Source organism: Mycobacterium sp. NGS51 (genome assembly GCF_059812525.1).
The window spans coordinates 1-16,211 of sequence record NZ_JCALCV010000001.1 but is presented as its reverse complement, the minus strand read 5'-3'; the positions used below and the strand labels follow the sequence as shown (position 1 = coordinate 16,211).

At 66.2% G+C, this 16,211-nt stretch carries 17 protein-coding genes; 4 read left to right on the top strand and 13 right to left on the bottom strand.

Annotated features, from left to right (window positions below; genetic code table 11):
* Nucleotides 1–184: 184 nt before the first annotated feature.
* The 13 genes from lsr2 to ftsH all read right to left on the bottom strand — a co-directional run bounded on the left by lsr2 (nt 185) and on the right by ftsH (nt 12,146).
* On the bottom strand, nt 185–523 hold the full coding sequence (gene lsr2, locus AC5Y5W_RS00085; protein ID WP_499888951.1) for a histone-like nucleoid-structuring protein Lsr2: 339 nt from the start codon (nt 521–523) through the stop codon (nt 185–187).
* Between the two features lie 118 nt (nt 524–641).
* The gene (gene lysS / locus AC5Y5W_RS00080) at nt 642–2,144 is read right to left on the bottom strand and encodes a lysine--tRNA ligase (RefSeq protein WP_500008839.1); all 1,503 of its coding nucleotides are present in this window, start codon (nt 2,142–2,144) and stop codon (nt 642–644) included.
* Between the two features lie 55 nt (nt 2,145–2,199).
* Nucleotides 2,200–3,015 (bottom strand): type III pantothenate kinase, encoded by an 816-nt coding sequence (locus tag AC5Y5W_RS00075; protein ID WP_500008545.1) that lies wholly within the window; start codon nt 3,013–3,015, stop codon nt 2,200–2,202.
* Nucleotides 3,016–3,017: 2 nt separating this feature from the next.
* Entirely contained in the window at nt 3,018–3,425 is a 408-nt protein-coding gene (gene panD, locus AC5Y5W_RS00070; protein WP_499888948.1) for an aspartate 1-decarboxylase, read from the bottom strand.
* The gene (panC, locus tag AC5Y5W_RS00065; protein ID WP_500008544.1) at nt 3,425–4,360 is read right to left on the bottom strand and encodes a pantoate--beta-alanine ligase; all 936 of its coding nucleotides are present in this window, start codon (nt 4,358–4,360) and stop codon (nt 3,425–3,427) included. The genes panD and panC overlap by 1 nt, the downstream gene beginning before the upstream one ends.
* Nucleotides 4,357–5,268, bottom strand: a complete 912-nt coding sequence (locus tag AC5Y5W_RS00060) for a Rossmann-like and DUF2520 domain-containing protein (protein WP_500008543.1) — start codon at nt 5,266–5,268, stop codon at nt 4,357–4,359. Before AC5Y5W_RS00060 ends, panC begins: the two co-directional genes overlap by 4 nt.
* A gap of 116 nt (nt 5,269–5,384) precedes the next feature.
* Nucleotides 5,385–6,854, bottom strand: a complete 1,470-nt coding sequence (locus AC5Y5W_RS00055) for a DUF6779 domain-containing protein (protein ID WP_500008542.1) — start codon at nt 6,852–6,854, stop codon at nt 5,385–5,387.
* A gap of 121 nt (nt 6,855–6,975) precedes the next feature.
* Entirely contained in the window at nt 6,976–7,452 is a 477-nt protein-coding gene (locus tag AC5Y5W_RS00050; protein ID WP_500008541.1) for a DUF3180 domain-containing protein, read from the bottom strand.
* Nucleotides 7,452–7,976: a 2-amino-4-hydroxy-6-hydroxymethyldihydropteridine diphosphokinase gene (folK, locus tag AC5Y5W_RS00045; RefSeq protein WP_500008540.1), complete on the bottom strand. Its 525-nt coding sequence runs from the start codon at nt 7,974–7,976 to the stop codon at nt 7,452–7,454. The genes AC5Y5W_RS00050 and folK overlap by 1 nt, the downstream gene beginning before the upstream one ends.
* A complete protein-coding gene (gene folB, locus AC5Y5W_RS00040; RefSeq protein ID WP_500008539.1) occupies nt 7,973–8,377 on the bottom strand; it encodes a dihydroneopterin aldolase in 405 nt (134 codons plus the stop codon). The genes folK and folB overlap by 4 nt, the downstream gene beginning before the upstream one ends.
* Entirely contained in the window at nt 8,370–9,191 is an 822-nt protein-coding gene (gene folP, locus AC5Y5W_RS00035) for a dihydropteroate synthase (protein WP_500008538.1), read from the bottom strand. Before folP ends, folB begins: the two co-directional genes overlap by 8 nt.
* Nucleotides 9,188–9,805, bottom strand: a complete 618-nt coding sequence (folE, locus tag AC5Y5W_RS00030; RefSeq protein ID WP_500008537.1) for a GTP cyclohydrolase I FolE — start codon at nt 9,803–9,805, stop codon at nt 9,188–9,190. Before folE ends, folP begins: the two co-directional genes overlap by 4 nt.
* Nucleotides 9,806–9,818: 13 nt before the next feature.
* Nucleotides 9,819–12,146 (bottom strand): ATP-dependent zinc metalloprotease FtsH, encoded by a 2,328-nt coding sequence (gene ftsH / locus AC5Y5W_RS00025; RefSeq protein ID WP_500008536.1) that lies wholly within the window; start codon nt 12,144–12,146, stop codon nt 9,819–9,821.
* Between the two features lie 222 nt (nt 12,147–12,368).
* Here ftsH and AC5Y5W_RS00020 point away from each other — a divergent pair, with 222 nt between their 5' ends.
* The 4 genes from AC5Y5W_RS00020 to AC5Y5W_RS00005 form a co-directional block, all read left to right on the top strand.
* On the top strand, nt 12,369–13,346 hold the full coding sequence (locus tag AC5Y5W_RS00020; RefSeq protein ID WP_500008535.1) for an alpha/beta fold hydrolase: 978 nt from the start codon (nt 12,369–12,371) through the stop codon (nt 13,344–13,346).
* Entirely contained in the window at nt 13,343–14,536 is a 1,194-nt protein-coding gene (locus tag AC5Y5W_RS00015) for an LLM class flavin-dependent oxidoreductase (RefSeq protein ID WP_499888924.1), read from the top strand. The genes AC5Y5W_RS00020 and AC5Y5W_RS00015 overlap by 4 nt, the downstream gene beginning before the upstream one ends.
* Nucleotides 14,536–15,549 carry a zinc-binding dehydrogenase gene (locus AC5Y5W_RS00010; protein ID WP_500008533.1) on the top strand — a complete coding sequence of 338 codons (1,014 nt, stop codon included), beginning with the start codon at nt 14,536–14,538 and terminating at the stop codon, nt 15,547–15,549. Before AC5Y5W_RS00015 ends, AC5Y5W_RS00010 begins: the two co-directional genes overlap by 1 nt.
* A partial coding sequence (locus AC5Y5W_RS00005; RefSeq protein ID WP_500008838.1) for a class I SAM-dependent methyltransferase occupies nt 15,512–16,211 on the top strand: 700 nt, incomplete at its 3' end. The genes AC5Y5W_RS00010 and AC5Y5W_RS00005, both read left to right, overlap by 38 nt.

The following is a 16,211-nucleotide window of genomic DNA, read 5'->3' as shown; positions in this document are numbered from 1 at the left end:
CTCCCTCACCATCGGTACAACGACGGGCATTAGGTCGGTCCCTGCGTACCTGGCATCCACTGTAGTGGTCGACTGGCCGGGGTTCCTACCTCACGGTCAGCACAACAAGGCAACGCCGAGAATGCCCGAAACGTTTCCCGTATTAACGGGTGATCAGTTCGCCACCAGCGAAAGTGCTCCGATATCAGGTGGCGGCGTGGAATGCGTCGATGACGTCGGCCGGGATACGGCCCCGCGTCGACACGTTGTGTCCGTTCCGACGAGCCCATTCCCGGATAGCCGCGCTCTGCTCGCGGTCGATGGCGCCACGGCCACGACCCGAACCGGAACGTCCACGGCGCCGACCACCGACGCGACGGCCGGCTTCCACCCATTGCTTCAGGTCGTTGCGCAGTTTTGTTGCATTTTTGGTTGAAAGATCAATCTCATAGGTCACGCCGTCGAGGCCGAATTCGACTGTTTCATCGGCGGCACCCTCACCGTCGAAATCATCGACCAAGGTGACGGTAACTTTCTTCGCCATTAGCTCCCACCCTCGACTTTCCTGTGCACTTGGTGTGCAAGTTTTCGTTGAACACCCCTTGGCATCAATCTGCCATACAAAGGTACGGTATTCAATACCGACGCCGCGGCGAGACAGTTCAGTTGCTGTGTGGACGAACAATCGGGAACAAAACAGTCTCCCTAATTGACAGGCCGGTCAAAGCCATCAACAACCGATCGATACCCATTCCGGTTCCGGTGCACGGCGGCATACCATACTCGAGTGCAGTAAGAAAATCTTCGTCGAGCGCCATCGCCTCGTCGTCGCCGGCTGCCGCCGCACGCGCTTGGGCCGCGAATCTTTCCCGCTGTATCACTGGGTCGATCAATTCGGAATAGCCGGTGGCCAGTTCGACACCGCGCACGTAGAGGTCCCACTTCTCGGTGACACCCGCAATGCTGCGGTGCTGGCGCGTCAATGGTGTTGTCTCAACCGGGAAGTCCCGCACGAAGGTCGGTGCGGACAAGTCGGCGCCGACGGTATGCTCCCACAGTTCCTCGACCAGTTTGCCGTGTCCGTAACCGCGGTCGGCGGGAATTTCGACGCCGAGGGCCTCGGCGAGGCGCAGTAAGCGATCGACGCTCGTATCCGGCGTGATCTCTTCACCGACCGCAGCGGATAGGGACGGATACATTTGTATCGAGGTCCATTCTCCGTCGATATCATAGGCACTGCCGTCGGGCAGTGGCAGTTGACGAGTGCCTATCGCCTCGTCGGCCACCTGCTGAATGAGTTCGCGAGTGACAACCGCCGAATCATCGTAGGTTCCATAGGCTTGATAGGTCTCCAGCATGGAAAACTCAGGGGAATGTGTGGAATCGGCCCCTTCGTTTCGGAACACCCGATTAAGTTCAAAGACCTTGTCAAACCCGCCCACCACACAGCGCTTCAGGAACAGTTCCGGCGCGATCCGAAGGTACAGATCCATGTCAAGTGCATTGGAGTGTGTGACAAACGGCCGGGCCGCCGCACCGCCGGCCAAAGTTTGCAACATCGGCGTCTCGACCTCAAAAAACCCGCGCTGTTCCAGCGCCGTCCTTATCGCACGGATGACGGCGATTCGCTGACGGGCAACGTCGCGGGCCTGCGGGCGAACGATCAAGTCGACGTAGCGCTGACGTACCCGCGACTCTTCGTTCATCTCTTTGTGCGCGACCGGCAGCGGCCGCAGCGCCTTCGACGCGATCTGCCAGGAGTCGCCAAGCACCGACAGCTCGCCACGACGTGAGCTGATCACCTCGCCGTGCACGTAGACGATGTCGCCGATGTCGACGTCGGCCTTCCACGCGTCGAGCGCGTCCTGCCCGACGCCGGCGAGGCTGATCATCACCTGCAGTTGGGCGCCGTCGCCCTCCTGCAGCGTCGCAAAGCACAATTTTCCGGAATTGCGAATGAATATCACTCGACCTGCGACGCCCACGAAGTCACCGGTCGCTGAGTCCGTCGCAAGATCGGGATATGCGGCACGGACCTGGGCCAGACTGTGGGTCCGATCGAGAACGACCGGGTAGGGATCGCGGCCTTCCGCCAACAGCCGAGCACGCTTGTCCCGGCGGATCCGATACTGCTCGGGGATGTCCTCGGCGGAGCTCACGACCAGCCAGCTTAGAGGAGCGTGTGACTGGGGCGTCGAAGCGTGCTGAGGCCGCGAAAAATCAGCGCGCGGTCTTGAGCCGGCCGCGCTGGCTGTCGCGGTTGCGTTCGAACACCAGGTGCAGGCCCTGCAAGGTCAGGTGCTGGTCGTAATGGTCGACGGAGTCCAGTTCGGCTAACAGCAGCGGCGCGGTGTGCCCGGTGGCCACCACCGTGACGTCGTCACCGTCGAACCCGTCCACATCGTCGCGGATGCGCTGCACTAGGCCGTCGACCAGCCCGGCGAAGCCGAACACCGCGCCGGACTGCATGCATTCGACGGTGTTCTTGCCGACCACCGAGCGGGGCCGGGCCAGTTCGACGCGTCGCAACGCCGCCGATCGCGCGGCCGCGGCATCCGAGGACACCTGCACCCCGGGCGCGATGGCGCCACCGAGGAATTCACCCTTCGCCGACACCACATCCACACAGATCGACGAACCGAAGTCGATGACGATGGCCGCGGTCTTGTACTTGTGAAAAGCCGCCAGGCAGTTGACGATCCGGTCGGCTCCGACTTCTTTAGGGTTGTCGACCAGCAGCGGGATGCCGGTGCGTACACCGGGCTCGATCAGTACGTGCGGCACCGACGGCCAGTACTGCTCGAGCATGATCCGCACCTCGTGCAGCACCGACGGAACGGTGGACAGCGCCGACGCGCCGGTGAGCCGTTCAGAATCGTCGCCGATCAGCCCGTCGATGGTCAGCGCCAACTCGTCGGCGGTGACTTCGGATTCGGTGCGTATCCGCCACTGCTGCACCACCTTCGTGTGCTCTTTGGACCCGGAAAGCAGCCCAACGACGGTGTGCGTGTTGCGGACGTCGATCGCGAGCAGCACGGCTATCGCGGGGAAAGCAGGTCGGAGGCATCGTCGGGCACGAATGCCGGGTCGTGCCCGAGGTCGATCGGACGGTTGTCGGCGTCGACGAAAACGATCCGCGGCCGGTAGGCGCGGGCCTCTGCGTCATCCATGGTCGCGTAGGCAATCAGGATTACCAGGTCACCGGGATGAACCAGATGCGCGGCGGCGCCGTTGATTCCGATCACACCGCTGCCGCGTTCGCCGGTGATGGCGTAGGTGACGAGTCGGGCGCCGTTGTCGATGTCGACGATCGTCACTTGTTCGCCTTCGAGCAAGTCGGCCGCGTCCATCAGATCGGCGTCGATGGTCACCGAGCCGACATAATGCAGATCCGCCTGGGTGACGGTGGCCCGGTGAATCTTTGACTTGAGCATTGTCCGTAACATCAGTTCCTCCAAGATGTTTGGTGATGCATAGTGGGCTCTCGCCCGTCGATGCCGACGGTGGTTCCGATTTCGATAGCGATGTTGTCCAAGAGTCGGGTCGTACCGAGTCTGGCGGCGACCAGCAGTCGACCGGGGCCGTGGGCCGGCGCCGCTCCGAGTGCGGGGTCGCGGACCTCTAGGTAGTCGACCTCGATCGCCGGTAGCTCCGAGAGCACGGCGCCTGCCGCCGCCAGTGCGGCGTCCGCTCCGGCCGGCGCCGCGTGCATTCCGGCCACCAGCGCCGCCGACAGTGCGACGGCCAGCTCGCGCTGGTCCGGATCGAGGTAGCGGTTACGCGATGACATTGCCAGCCCGTCGGTTTCACGCACGATCGGTACGCCCACCACCGCTACCCCGACGTTGAGATCGGCGATCATTTGCCGTACCAGCACCAGCTGCTGATAGTCCTTCTCGCCGAATAACACCCGATCGGGCCGCACGATCTGCAGCAGTTTCAGCACGACGGTCAGCATGCCAGCGAAATGCGTTGGCCGCGAAGCGCCTTCGAGTTCCGCCGCCAACGGTCCCGGATGTACGGCAGTGCGGGGGCCGTCGGGATACATCGCCGCGGCACTGGGCGTGAACGCGACTTCGACACCTTCGCCGCGCAGCAGCGCCAGATCGTCCTCGAGATTGCGCGGGTACGCCTGGAGATCTTCGCCGGCGCCGAACTGCAACGGGTTGACGAAGATCGACACCACGACCACCGCCCCGGGCACCCGCTTGGCGGCACGGACCAGGGCCAGGTGCCCGTCGTGCAGCGCCCCCATGGTCGGCACCAGCATCACCCGCCGCCCGGTGTGGCGCAGCGCGCGGGTGACGTCGCTGACATCACCGGGCGTCGAATACACGTTGAGCTCATCGGGCCGAAACGCCGGCATCTTGCGGTTGATCATTGAGCCAGCGCCTCGAATACGTGGTCGGGCGCATACGCCCGCTCGGCGGTGCGCAGTGCGTTCACCCGGTAGGCCTGCGCCAGTCGCGGATCAAGCGCACTCAGAGCGGACAGATGGCCGGCAAGTGCGTCGGCGTCACCCCGGGCGACCGGCCCGGTCAGCGCGGCCTGACCGCGTTGCAGAGTGTTCTCCAGCGCTGCCCGGGCCAGCGGGCCAAGGATGCGTTCGGAAAGTCCACCGGGCTGGTCGTCGATCAGCTGTTGCCCGAGGAGTTCCTGCCCGGACAACGAGGACCGCAAAGCGTCCAGGGCATCGCCGAGCACCGTCACGATGTGGTTGCCGGCATGGGCCAGCGCGGCGTGATAGAGCGTCCGCGCTTCCTCGCGAACCCGGAACGGCTCACCGCCGATTTCCAGGACCAGCGACTGCGCGATCGCATAGCCGATGTCGTCTGCGGCGGTGATCCCGAAACAGGTGTCCGCCAGCCGGCCGATGTCCTCGTCGGATCCGGTGAACGTCATCGCCGGGTGAATGGCCAGCGGAATGCAGTCCTGCTCGGCTAGTGGTGTCAGCACGCTGATGCCGTTCGCGCCGGAGGTGTGCGCCACGATGGTGCCCGGTCGTACCGCCGAGGTAGCGGCCAGGCCGGCCGCCAGCCCGGGCAACTCGGTATCCGGGACGGCCAACAGCAGCAGCTCAGCGGAGCCGGCGACTTCGGGCACTGGTGATACCGGGGTGTCCGGCAACCAGCGCTCGGCTCGCTGCCGGGATGCCCGGGAGACTGCGCTGCATGCCACCACGACATGGTCGACGCGCTCCAGCGCGACTCCTAACGCGGTGCCAACCCGGCCCGCGGAGATGATTCCCACTTTGAGCCGGGCCGGGCGCAATCCGTCGAACTGCACCATCGCAGACGACCCTCACAAGTTCGTTAGTTCGTTCCAGTCCCGCGATGCAGGTACCGGACGGTCAGCAAAACTCTACCGTGATGCGGACCGGTGACGCGACGTGGCGTGCGCCACGCTCAGTCTTCGCGGCGACGACGCCGGCCACCTCCACTGGGGCTGGCCTGTAGCCGCGCCAGTAGTTCGGCGACCGACTGGCCGCCGGTGTGCAAGCCGTCGGTATCCGACGACGAGTCGGCGCCGCGGTGCCGAGCGGCGGGCTGCGGTGGCGGCGACATAGCCGGCGCCGGTTGGCCATGCGGTGGGGTCGGGCCGATATCTCCGGCGACTTCCACAGAATGGCGCGCTCTGGCTCGACGATCCGATTCACCGAATTCCCAACCGCTTTCGGCCTCGCCGGGTTGGGTGGTCCCCGGCTGGCCCGGGCTGGAATGCCGTCCTTGACGCTCAGCCGGCGGCGGTGCTGCCAGTGTGGGCTCGCGGACCGTGCTGTCCTCGGTCACCGCGCTACTGCCAGGCGCGGAACCGGATGCCCAATTGATGCCGGGCGCCCCCGGCGGCAGCCACTGACCCTCCGCACCCACGGGCTGCCAGTCGCTGGCCGCAGCGGGCGGCGCAGGCTCCTCGACCGGAGGCGACCAGGCCGGCCGCGGCTCTTCCGGTTGCGGCGGTTGCGGCGGTTGCGGCATCGGCGGGGGTTCGAACCGCGGCTCGCCGGGCGGCGGCTGGAACGCGTATCGCCGGCGGGCACGCTGCCGCGGTTGCGGTTCGTCGTGTTCCTCGGCATCTGACCAGCCGCCTCGCGACCGTGGTTCTGACGGTGCCCAGCCGGCGCCCGACGGCTGCTGGCCGTGTGGCGGCTGGCTCCGGGACTCGCGCTGTTGCCAGTGCGAACCGCGGTACCCCGGCGGCTCGAAATGTTCGGCGTCTTGGTACGCGTCGGGCGTCTGGTAGGCGTAGGTACTCTGTCGCGGCGGGGGCGCCAACGGCTCCTCGGGGACGTCGATGATCGAATTGTCCTCGGCCCGTTGCGCGGCCTGTTCCGCGCGGACCGAGGTCACTCGGTTGATCCGATCCCGTGGGCTCTCGTCTTCCCGCTCCCAGTCGCTGTAGCCGCGCACGGTTTTGCGTTCAGTCTCCAACGCCGGCCGGTTGTCGAGCTCGGCGTCGAAGAGGATCTCGAGGTTGGTGCGCAACGCCGACAGCTCGGCCCGCAGCGCAGCGACCTCATCGGCTGCCTGGGCACGCAATTCAGAGGCCAGCTCGCGTCGCAGCTGGGACTCCACTGTCAGCTCGTACTCGCGGCGCGCCGAAATCTCTCGATCCAACTGCAGGTCGTAAACGAGTTTCAAGTCGCGCGCCCGGGCCTGATCCACATCGCTTTGCCGCCGGTAGATCACCGACACGAACGCGGCGACCACGGCAGCCCACAGCGCCAGGATCACCGCTAGTTTGAGAAGCTCGACCCGATTGGTGAAAACCAGTGCGGAACTGGCCCCGATCGCGAGAACCAGCAACGCCGTCAACAACGGCCAACCCGGCCTGCGGCCGCCGCGCCGGACCCGGGCGCCGCGGGACAGAACGGTCATGGCCCCGACTGTACCGGGCCGAGGTCACTCCGCGTGTCGCCGCACTCCGGCGATTCTCACCTGGACTAATTGCCCGGCTCCTGCTCACCCCGCTCCGCGGGCCCCATGGTCGCCGGGCCCGTTAATTTTGCGCGCCCTCGCCGTGTTCGGTCGGGTCGTGAGGTGACTTGCAGCAATGTTGTAGCCACAGCGCGGCAACCATCAGCGCCAGCGCGCTGAGGGCCGCCACCGCGGTGCCCGCAGTGTCGTCGCCGGCCACTCGAAGCCACGATCGCTTCGGCACCAGGTACACCAGGACCCCGACCCACCCACCCAGCATCAAGGCGCCGACCCACGCCGAGGCCTTGGCGATCACCAGGCTGCGGGCCACCGCCAGCGGATGCAGCCGCCCCGACCCGTCGCCGATCTCGCCGTCGCTGATCTTGGCCCGCACATAACGTCCCCACAGCGCTTCGGCGACGGCGACGGCCAGCAGCGACAGCCCAGTCCACACCGTGATCGGCGGAAACCACCGGTATAGCAGCACCACCACCAGGTATCCGGCTACCGCCGCGCCGATCACCGCGGCCGTCAGGTCACGTTTACGGGTAGGTCCCATCAGGCTCCCGGAGGCGTCAGCGCGAAATCGGTCAGTTGCACGCCGGCGCGGTCGGCAGGATCCAGCTCAGCGAGCAACTTGGCGATCGGCCGCTTATCGCCGGCCACGGTCAGCTCCGCGTCCGGTTCGACCGCCAGCCAGGGAACCATCACGAATGCGCGCAGATGCGCCAACGGATGCGGCAGCGTCAGGCCGTTATCCCGGGAGAACAGCTCGGTGCCGTCGTCGTAGCAGGCGATCAGATCCACGTCGAGGGTGCGTGGTCCCCACCGCTGGCCGCGTACTCGCTCAGCGGCCTGCTCCATTTCCTGAGCACAGCGCAACCAGCCCTGACCGTCGAGCGTCGGGTCGTCGGCGATCAGCACCGCGTTGAGGAAAGGTCCCTGTTCGACACCACCCCAGGCCGCGGTCTCGTACACCGGTGAAATGGCCTGCACGTTCTCGCCGAGTCGGTCGAGCACCGACTGCAACCGGGCCAGCCGGTCACCGAGATTGGAACCGATCGACAGCACCACGCGCGTCACGGGCGTCGCCCGCCAGCCGGAATCACGGCGCCACGGCCATTGCGTCGTGAGCGCCGAGCCACCACCGCCACATCGTCGAAGGTCTGCGGGATCGGGGCCTGCGGCTTGTGCACGGTCACCTCGACAGCGTGCACTCGCTTGTCGTTCATCACGTCCTCGGCGATCTCAGCGGCGACAGTTTCGATCAGATTGCGGGCCGGCCCGCCGACGATGTCGGCCGCGCGCCGGGCCAGTGCGCCGTAGTCATAGGTGTCGGTCAAGTCGTCGCTGGCCGCCGCGTCGACAAGGTCGATCCACACGATGATATCGACGACGAAGTCCTGACCGTCGGTTCGTTCGTGTTCGAAGACACCGTGGTGGCCGCGAACGGTCAAGCCGCGCAACTCGATCCGATCAGCCATTGGTCCCAGCCTGTTCCCAAGCCGCCAGCACCTTGAGCGCGTCGACCGACGCTTGCACGTTGTGCACCCGCACCCCCCACGCGCCGTGCAGTGCGGCAAGCGCCGACACCACCGCGGTCGCCGTCTCACGCCCGTCGGGTGGCCGCGCCGCACCGACCGGGTCGGCCAACAAGGTGCCGAGAAATCGTTTGCGCGAAGCTCCCACCAAAACCGGCACCCCGGTCGCCACCAACTGCGGCAGCGCGTGAAGCAGCGCCCAATTGTGTTGCCCGGTCTTGGCGAATCCCAGCCCTGGGTCGATGATCAGTTTCGCCGGGTCGACGCCGGCGGTCACCGCGTTGTCGACACTGGCAAGCAGTTCCGCGCGCACGTCGGCCACCACGTCGTCGTAGCGCGGCACCTGATGCGAGACCGATCGCCAGTGCATCAAGACCCACGGCACGCCGGCTTCCACCAACAGCGGCGCCATCGCAGGATCGGCGCGCCCACCGGACACGTCGTTGACGATCCGCGCGCCATTGTCCAGCGCCGCCTGCGCCACACCGGCGTGCATGGTGTCAATGCTGACCGCAACTCCTTCTGCTGCAAGTGCTTTCACTACCGGCACCACCCTGGCCGCCTCGACTGCCGCGTCCAGCCTGATCGAGCCGGGACGGGTCGACTCTCCGCCGACATCGATGATCGACGCACCTTGGGCGGCCATGGCCAGGCCGTGCTCGACGGCGCGGTCAGCGTCGAGGAAGCGGCCGCCATCGGAGAACGAGTCGTCGGTGACGTTCACCACTCCCATGACTTGGACGCGTGTTGTGCTCACTTGCGCAAGATGAGCTCGAGCGCTTCGGCTCGAGATGCCTGGTTGGTCTTGAACAGACCACGCACGGCCGACGTGGTGGTGATCGCGCCGGGCTTACGCACCCCGCGCATCGACATACACAGGTGCTCGGCCTCGATCACCACGATTGCGCCGCGCGGATCGAGCTTTCGCATTAGCGCGTCGGCGATCTGGGCGGTGAGCCGCTCCTGCACCTGCGGCCGCTTGGCGTACAGGTCGACCAGCCGGGCGATCTTGGACAGCCCGGTCACCCGCCCGTCGGACCCAGGGATGTAGCCCACGTGCGCCACCCCGTGAAATGCCACCAGGTGGTGCTCGCAGGTCGAGTACAGCGGAATTTCCTTGACCATCACCAACTCGTCGTGCTGTTCGTCGAAGGTGGTGTCCAGCACCGAATCGGGGTCGGTGTAGAGCCCGGCGAACATCTCTTGGTAGCTGCGGGCCACCCGGGCAGGGGTGTCCTCCAAGCCGTGGCGATCCGGATCCTCGCCGATCGCACAGAGCAATTCGCGGACCGCGGCCTCGGCACGCGCCTGGTCGAACTTCGGTGTGTGCAGGTTGGCGATACGGGAATTCGGCTGCGCTGCAAAAGCCATCGGACCCCCTTTGTCAGCCGCGCGCCGGCGGATTGGACCGACTCGGGTCCCCGCCCTGCTGCTCGGGGGGCGGCCCGGTCTCCGGAGTTGGTTTACCAGGCGGCGGATACGGAGGGTAGGGCGGATACGGCTGACCTTGGTTGCCCGCGTAGTGCTGCGGTGGCGACCAATGCGGCGGCGGCGACGGCGGCGACGGGTATCGGTAGCCCGGCGGCTGCTGCGGGGGCGGCCAGCCGGGCGCGTGCCAACCCGCCGGCGCGCCGTAATCGGGTTGGGTCGGGCGCGCAGCAACGGCGTCGTCCGGGCCGTGCGAACCATTGGTTCCGTTGGTGCCTCGATCGGTCTCGGCCTGCGCGGCTTCCCGGGTCGCTTGTGCGATCGCGGCTTTGAATGCCGGCTCGGGTGCGGGCTGGGGCCACGGCTCGCCACGCTCGATGGCCAACTCACCCGGTGTTTTGATCGGCGGTTTGTCCGACGGAATACGGCCGCCGAAGTCGTCGAACATGGTCAGTCGCGGGCGCTTTTCGACGTCGGCGAAGATCGCCTCGAGTTCGGCGCGGTGCAGGGTCTCCTTCTCCAGCAGCTCGCCGGCCAAGGTGTCGAGCACGTCCCGGTATTCGGTGAGGATCTCCCACGCCTCGGTGTGCGCGGCCTCGATGAGTTTGCGGATCTCCTCGTCGATTTCGCGGGCCACTTCATGCGAGTAGTCCGGCTGGGTGCCCATGGTCCGGCCCAGGAACGGGTCGCCGTGTTCGGTGCCATATTTGACCGCGCCCAGCCGCGAGCTCATCCCGAACTCGGTGACCATCGCGCGGGCGACCTGGGTGGCCTTTTCGATGTCGGACACCGCGCCCGTCGTCGGCTCGCGGAACACCAGCTCCTCGGCGGCGCGACCGCCCATCGCGAACACCAACTGCGCGATCATCTCCGAGCGGGTCCGCAGCCCCTTGTCGTCCTCGGGCACTGCCACCGCATGCCCGCCGGTGCGCCCGCGGGCCAGGATCGTCACCTTGTAGACCGGGTCGATGTCCGGCATCGCCCAGGCCGCCAACGTGTGCCCGCCCTCGTGATAGGCGGTGATCTTCTTCTCCTGCTCACTGATGATCCGGCCCTTGCGGCGCGGCCCACCGATCACCCGGTCGACCGCCTCCTCCAGAGCGGCGGCGGTGATCACGGTGCCGTTCTCCCGGGCGGTCAACAGCGCCGCCTCGTTGATGACGTTGGCCAGATCGGCGCCGGTCATACCCACGGTCCGCTTGGCCAGCCCGTCGAGGTCGGCGTCGGGCCCGATCGGCTTGCCCTTGGAATGCACCCTTAAGACCGCCCGGCGCCCGGCAAGGTCGGGGTTGGATACCGGGATCTGGCGGTCGAAGCGGCCGGGGCGCAGCAACGCCGGGTCCAGGATGTCGGGCCGGTTGGTGGCCGCGATCAGGATGACGCCGGCGCGCTCGCCGAAACCGTCCATCTCGACCAGCAGCTGGTTCAGCGTCTGCTCGCGTTCGTCGTGGCCGCCGCCAAGTCCGGCGCCGCGCTGGCGGCCCACCGCGTCGATCTCGTCGACGAAAATGATGCACGGGTTGTTCTGCTTGGCCTGCTCGAACAGATCACGGACCCGGGATGCACCCACCCCGACGAACATCTCGACGAAGTCCGACCCGGAGATGGTGAAAAACGGGACGCCGGCCTCGCCCGCGACGGCGCGCGCCAGCAGCGTCTTACCAGTCCCCGGCGGTCCGTAGAGCAGCACGCCCTTGGGGATCTTGGCGCCCAGCGCCTGGTAGCGCGCCGGGTTCTGAAGGAAGTCCTTGATCTCGTAGAGCTCCTCGACCGCCTCGTCGACACCGGCCACGTCGGCGAAGGTGGTCTTGGGCATGTCCTTGGAGAGCTGCTTGGCCCGCGACTTGCCGAAGCCGAAGCCCATCCGCGCCCCGCCCTGCATGCGGGAAAACATCACGAACAAGCCGACCAGCAGCAGCAGCGGCAGCACATATATCAGTAGTGAGCCCAGGATGTTGCCCTGGTTGACCACGGTGCTGACCTTGGTGTTTTTGCTGCTCAGTGAATCGAACAGCGGGACGGCGTAGCCGGTGGGGTACTTGGTGATGACCTTGTCGGAGCCCTCGGTGTCACTGTCGGCCTTTTTCAAGGTCAACCGCAGCTGCTGCTCGCGGTCGTCGATCTGGGCGCTCTTGACGTTGTCGGCCTTGATCTGGGCCACCGCCACCGACGTGTCGACGGGCTGGTAGCCGCGGGTGTCGTCACTGAAATAGAAGAATGACCAGCCCAGCAGCAGCACGACAGCGATCGCCGTGAGGGTGCGGATCACGTTTTTTCGGTTCATCAATCATCGGCCGTGCCGGCCAGGTCCTTCCCCGATACACGCAGCTCGAATAGTCCAGGCTACCGCCCCGGCCCTACGCCAGCGCCGCGGAGGCGGGCGCGGCAGGTCGCCGCCAGCCTGCCTTGGAATTCAACGAACGACAGTTCCCAAGGCCTCCGAAGGCCGTCGCGGCCGCTGGTCGGACCCTTCCGGGCAGGCCGGGCGTGTGCTTTGGTGAGACACGTGCCTGATACCGCCCACTCGACTGAACGGCTCATCGAAACCAATGGTGTGCGATTGCACACCGTCGAAGCGGGCGAGCGCGGCGCGCCCGTCGTGCTGCTGGCCCACGGATTTCCCGAACTGGCCTACTCCTGGCGGCACCAAATCCCCGCGCTGGCCGCCGCCGGCTACCACGTACTGGCCCCTGATCAGCGCGGCTACGGCCGGTCCAGTCAGCCCCCGAACGTCGCCGACTACAACGTCGCCGAGCTGTCCGCCGACCTGATCGGTCTGCTCGACGACGTCGGGGCCGAGCGGGCCGTGTTCATCGGTCACGACTGGGGTGCCCCGGTGGCCTGGAGTTCCGCACAGCTACACCCCGACCGGGTGGCGGCCGTCGTCGGGTTGAGCGTCCCGGCGGTGCCCCGTGCCCAGGTTCCGCCGACCCAGGCGTTCCGCAAGCTCTTCGGCGACAACTTCTTTTACATGCTCTACTTTCAGGAGCCCGGGGTAGCCGACGCTGACCTTGGGGCTGACCCGGCAAAATTCTTGCACCGGATGATGGGTGGTTTGCAGCCCCGGGGCGACCAGGCGGCCGCGGCACGGATGATCCGGCCGGGTCCGGAAGGCTTCGTCGAGCGGCTGCCCGATCCCGATGGCCTGCCGAGCTGGATCAGCGCCGCCGAACTCGACCATTACATCTCCGAGTTCACCCGCACCGGGTTCACCGGCGGCCTGAACTGGTACCGCAACCTGGACCGTAACTGGGAGATTCTGGCCAACCCGGTGGCCGCCACCATCGCGGTGCCGGCGATGTTCGTCGCGGGCGCCGACGACCCGGTGTTGGGATTCACCCGCCGCGACCGCGCCGCCGAGGTTGTGACCGGGCCCTACCGCGAGGTGCTGATCGAGGGCGCCGGGCACTGGCTGCAACAGGAACGCCCCGACGAGGTCAACGAGGTGCTGCTGGATTTTCTCACCGGATTGGAGCTGTCATGAACCGTCCACTGAACTTCGGTGTCTTCATCACGCCGTTTCACCCGACCGGCCAATCGCCCACGACAGCACTCGAATATGACATGGAACGGGTCGTCGCGCTGGATCGGCTGGGGTTCGACGAGGCCTGGTTCGGTGAGCATCACTCCGGCGGCTACGAGTTGATCGCCTGCCCCGAGGTGTTTATCGCCGCGGCAGCCGAGCGGACCAAGCACCTTCGACTGGGCACCGGAGTGGTGTCACTGCCCTACCACCATCCGCTGATGGTCGCCGACCGCTGGGTGCTGCTGGATCATCTGACCCGCGGCCGGGTGATGTTCGGTACCGGTCCGGGCGCGCTGCCGTCGGACGCCTACATGATGGGCATCGACCCAGTCGAGCAGCGCCGGATGATGCAGGAATCCCTGGAGGCGATCTTGGCGCTGTTCCGCGCCGCACCCGGGGAGCGGATCGACCGGCACTCCGACTGGTTCACCCTGCGCGATGCACAGTTGCACATCCGCCCCTACAGCTGGCCATATCCGGAAATCTCCACCGCCGCAATGATTTCACCGTCCGGGCCACGCCTGGCAGGTGCGTTGGGGACGTCGTTGCTTTCACTGTCGATGTCGGTGCCGGGAGGCTATGCGGCGCTGGAAAACACCTGGGAGGTGGTCCGAGAGCAGGCGGACAAAGCCGGGCGCGACGAGCCCGACCGCACCGGCTGGCGGGTACTGGGCATCGTGCATCTGGCCGACAGCCGCGACCAGGCGATCGATGACTGTACTTACGGACTACAGGATTTCGCCAAGTACTTCGGTGCTGCCGGGTTTGTGCCGCTGGCGAATCTGGTCGATGGCGCGCAGTCACCGCGCGAGTTCGTCGAAGACTATGCCGCCAAAGGTAATTGCTGTATCGGCACACCAGAAGATTGCATCGGCTATATCGAGGATCTGATGGACCGGTCGGGCGGCTTCGGCACCTTCCTGATGCTCGGACATGACTGGGCATCGCCCCAGGCGACGTATCACTCCTATGAGTTGTTCGCGCGCAAGGTGATTCCGCATTTCAAGGGACAACTGGAAGCGCCGCGAGCTTCTCATGAATGGGCTCGCGGTATGCGGGAACAGCTGTTGGGCCGCGCCGGCGAGGCGGTGGTTAAGGCGATAAGTCAGCACACCGATGAACTCAAGTTGGAAAGCGAGCAGAACTAGTGCGGGCTGCGGTGCTGCGCGACGGCCGCATGGTGTATCGCGACGATGTTCCGGAACCGGTGCCCGGACCGGGCCAGGTGCTGGTCGCCGTGCGAACGTGCGGGATCTGCGGCTCCGACTTGCATTTCGCTGCGCACGGCGCCGAGATGTTGGCGCTGACCGAGCAAATGGGCGCGGGTGCCGGCGGCATGCAGGTCGACCTGGACCGCGACGTTTTCATGGGCCACGAGTTCAGCGCGGAGGTGCTCGAAGCCGGGCCCGACACCGACACGCATCCGCCCGGAACGCTCGTTACGTCGCTACCGGTACTGCTATCCACTAACGGAGTCGAACCGATCTTTCAGTCCAACAACACGATCGGCGGCTATGCGGAACGCATGCTGCTGTCCGCGCCGCTGCTGCTGCCGATTGGCAACGGGTTGGATCCGCGACATGCCGCGCTGACGGAGCCGATGGCCGTCGGGCTGCACGCGGTCAACAAGTCGGGCGTCCAGCTCGACGAGCCGGTACTGGTACTCGGCTGCGGCCCGATAGGCATCGCAATCATTGCGGCACTGCACATGCGGGGCGTCGAAACCATTGTCGCATCTGACTTCTCACCACGACGGCGCGAGCTCGCCACCACGATGGGCGCACATCAGACGATCGACCCTGCGGCGGGTTCACCGTTCGATTCGGTCAAGCCGAAAGTGGTGTTCGAGGCGGTCGGGGTGCCCGGCATCATCGATGACGTCATGCGGCGGGCCCAGCCGGGTACCCGTCTGGTCGTCGCCGGTGTGTGCATGGAAACCGACGCCGTGCATCCGGTCTTCGGGATTGCCAAAGAGATCAACGTGCAGTTCGTTCTCGCTTACGATCCGACAGAATTCGCCGAGTCGCTGCGGGCAATTTCCGAAGGTGACATCGACGTGAGCCCACTGATCACCGGCGAGGTCGGCTTGGACGGAGTCGGGGCGGCGTTCGACGACCTGGCCGATCCCGAGCGGCACTGCAAGATTCTCGTCACGCCGTAGCGTGGCGGCAGTGGACACTGCCATCCCTGACGGCGACCGGTGGAACTCGAACATTCATTACCACGATTTCTTGGTCGACTTGTTGGACAGCGGCGCCCGGGATGTTCTCGACGTCGGTTGCGGCGAGGGCATGCTATGCCGTCGGTTACACGCGACGGGACGCCGCGTCACCGGCATCGATTCGGATCCAGCCAGCATCGAACTGGCGCGTTCGCAATCACCTGCGCCATCCGATGGCGTGACCTATGTGTGCGGCGACTTCCTCACCAACGCCTTTCCACCGTCGTCATTCGACGCGGTGTTGTCTGTGGCCGCCCTCCACCACATGGATCCGGGTGCGGCGCTGAACAAGATGAAGCAGCTACTGCGCCCGGGAGGAACGCTCGCTATCGTCGGCCTGGCCCGCAGTCGGTTCCCACATGACCTGCCCTTCGAAGGGCTTTCCGCCGCGGTGTTCACCTATTACCGGCTCGTCAAGAAGCGCTGGGAGCATCCATCGCCGACGGTGTGGCCCCCGCCGCAGACCTACACCGATATGCGTCGGATCGCTGCGACGATCCTGCCCGGTGCCGTCTACCGTCGGCGCCTGCAGTGGCGCTACTCCCTCGTCTGGCGAGAAGGGTTCGGCCGCTTGGGCCGGCGGCGCCGTGAGCCTGTGAATA

Excerpts from the sequence above, each read along its gene's own strand:
- AC5Y5W_RS00050 (WP_500008541.1), bottom strand. The coding sequence starts at position 7,452 with ATGGGACCTACCCGTAAACGTGACCTGACGGCCGCGGTGATCGGCGCG.
- AC5Y5W_RS00060 (WP_500008543.1), bottom strand. The coding sequence starts at position 5,268 with ATGGTGCAGTTCGACGGATTGCGCCCGGCCCGGCTCAAAGTGGGAATC.
- panD (WP_499888948.1), bottom strand. The coding sequence starts at position 3,425 with ATGTTACGGACAATGCTCAAGTCAAAGATTCACCGGGCCACCGTCACC.
- panC (WP_500008544.1), bottom strand. The coding sequence starts at position 4,360 with ATGATCAACCGCAAGATGCCGGCGTTTCGGCCCGATGAGCTCAACGTG.
- folB (WP_500008539.1), bottom strand. The coding sequence starts at position 8,377 with ATGGCTGATCGGATCGAGTTGCGCGGCTTGACCGTTCGCGGCCACCAC.
- folE (WP_500008537.1), bottom strand. The coding sequence starts at position 9,805 with ATGGCTTTTGCAGCGCAGCCGAATTCCCGTATCGCCAACCTGCACACA.
- AC5Y5W_RS00015 (WP_499888924.1), top strand. The coding sequence starts at position 13,343 with ATGAACCGTCCACTGAACTTCGGTGTCTTCATCACGCCGTTTCACCCG.
- lsr2 (WP_499888951.1), bottom strand. The coding sequence starts at position 523 with ATGGCGAAGAAAGTTACCGTCACCTTGGTCGATGATTTCGACGGTGAG.
- ftsH (WP_500008536.1), bottom strand. The coding sequence starts at position 12,146 with ATGAACCGAAAAAACGTGATCCGCACCCTCACGGCGATCGCTGTCGTG.
- AC5Y5W_RS00055 (WP_500008542.1), bottom strand. The coding sequence starts at position 6,854 with ATGACCGTTCTGTCCCGCGGCGCCCGGGTCCGGCGCGGCGGCCGCAGG.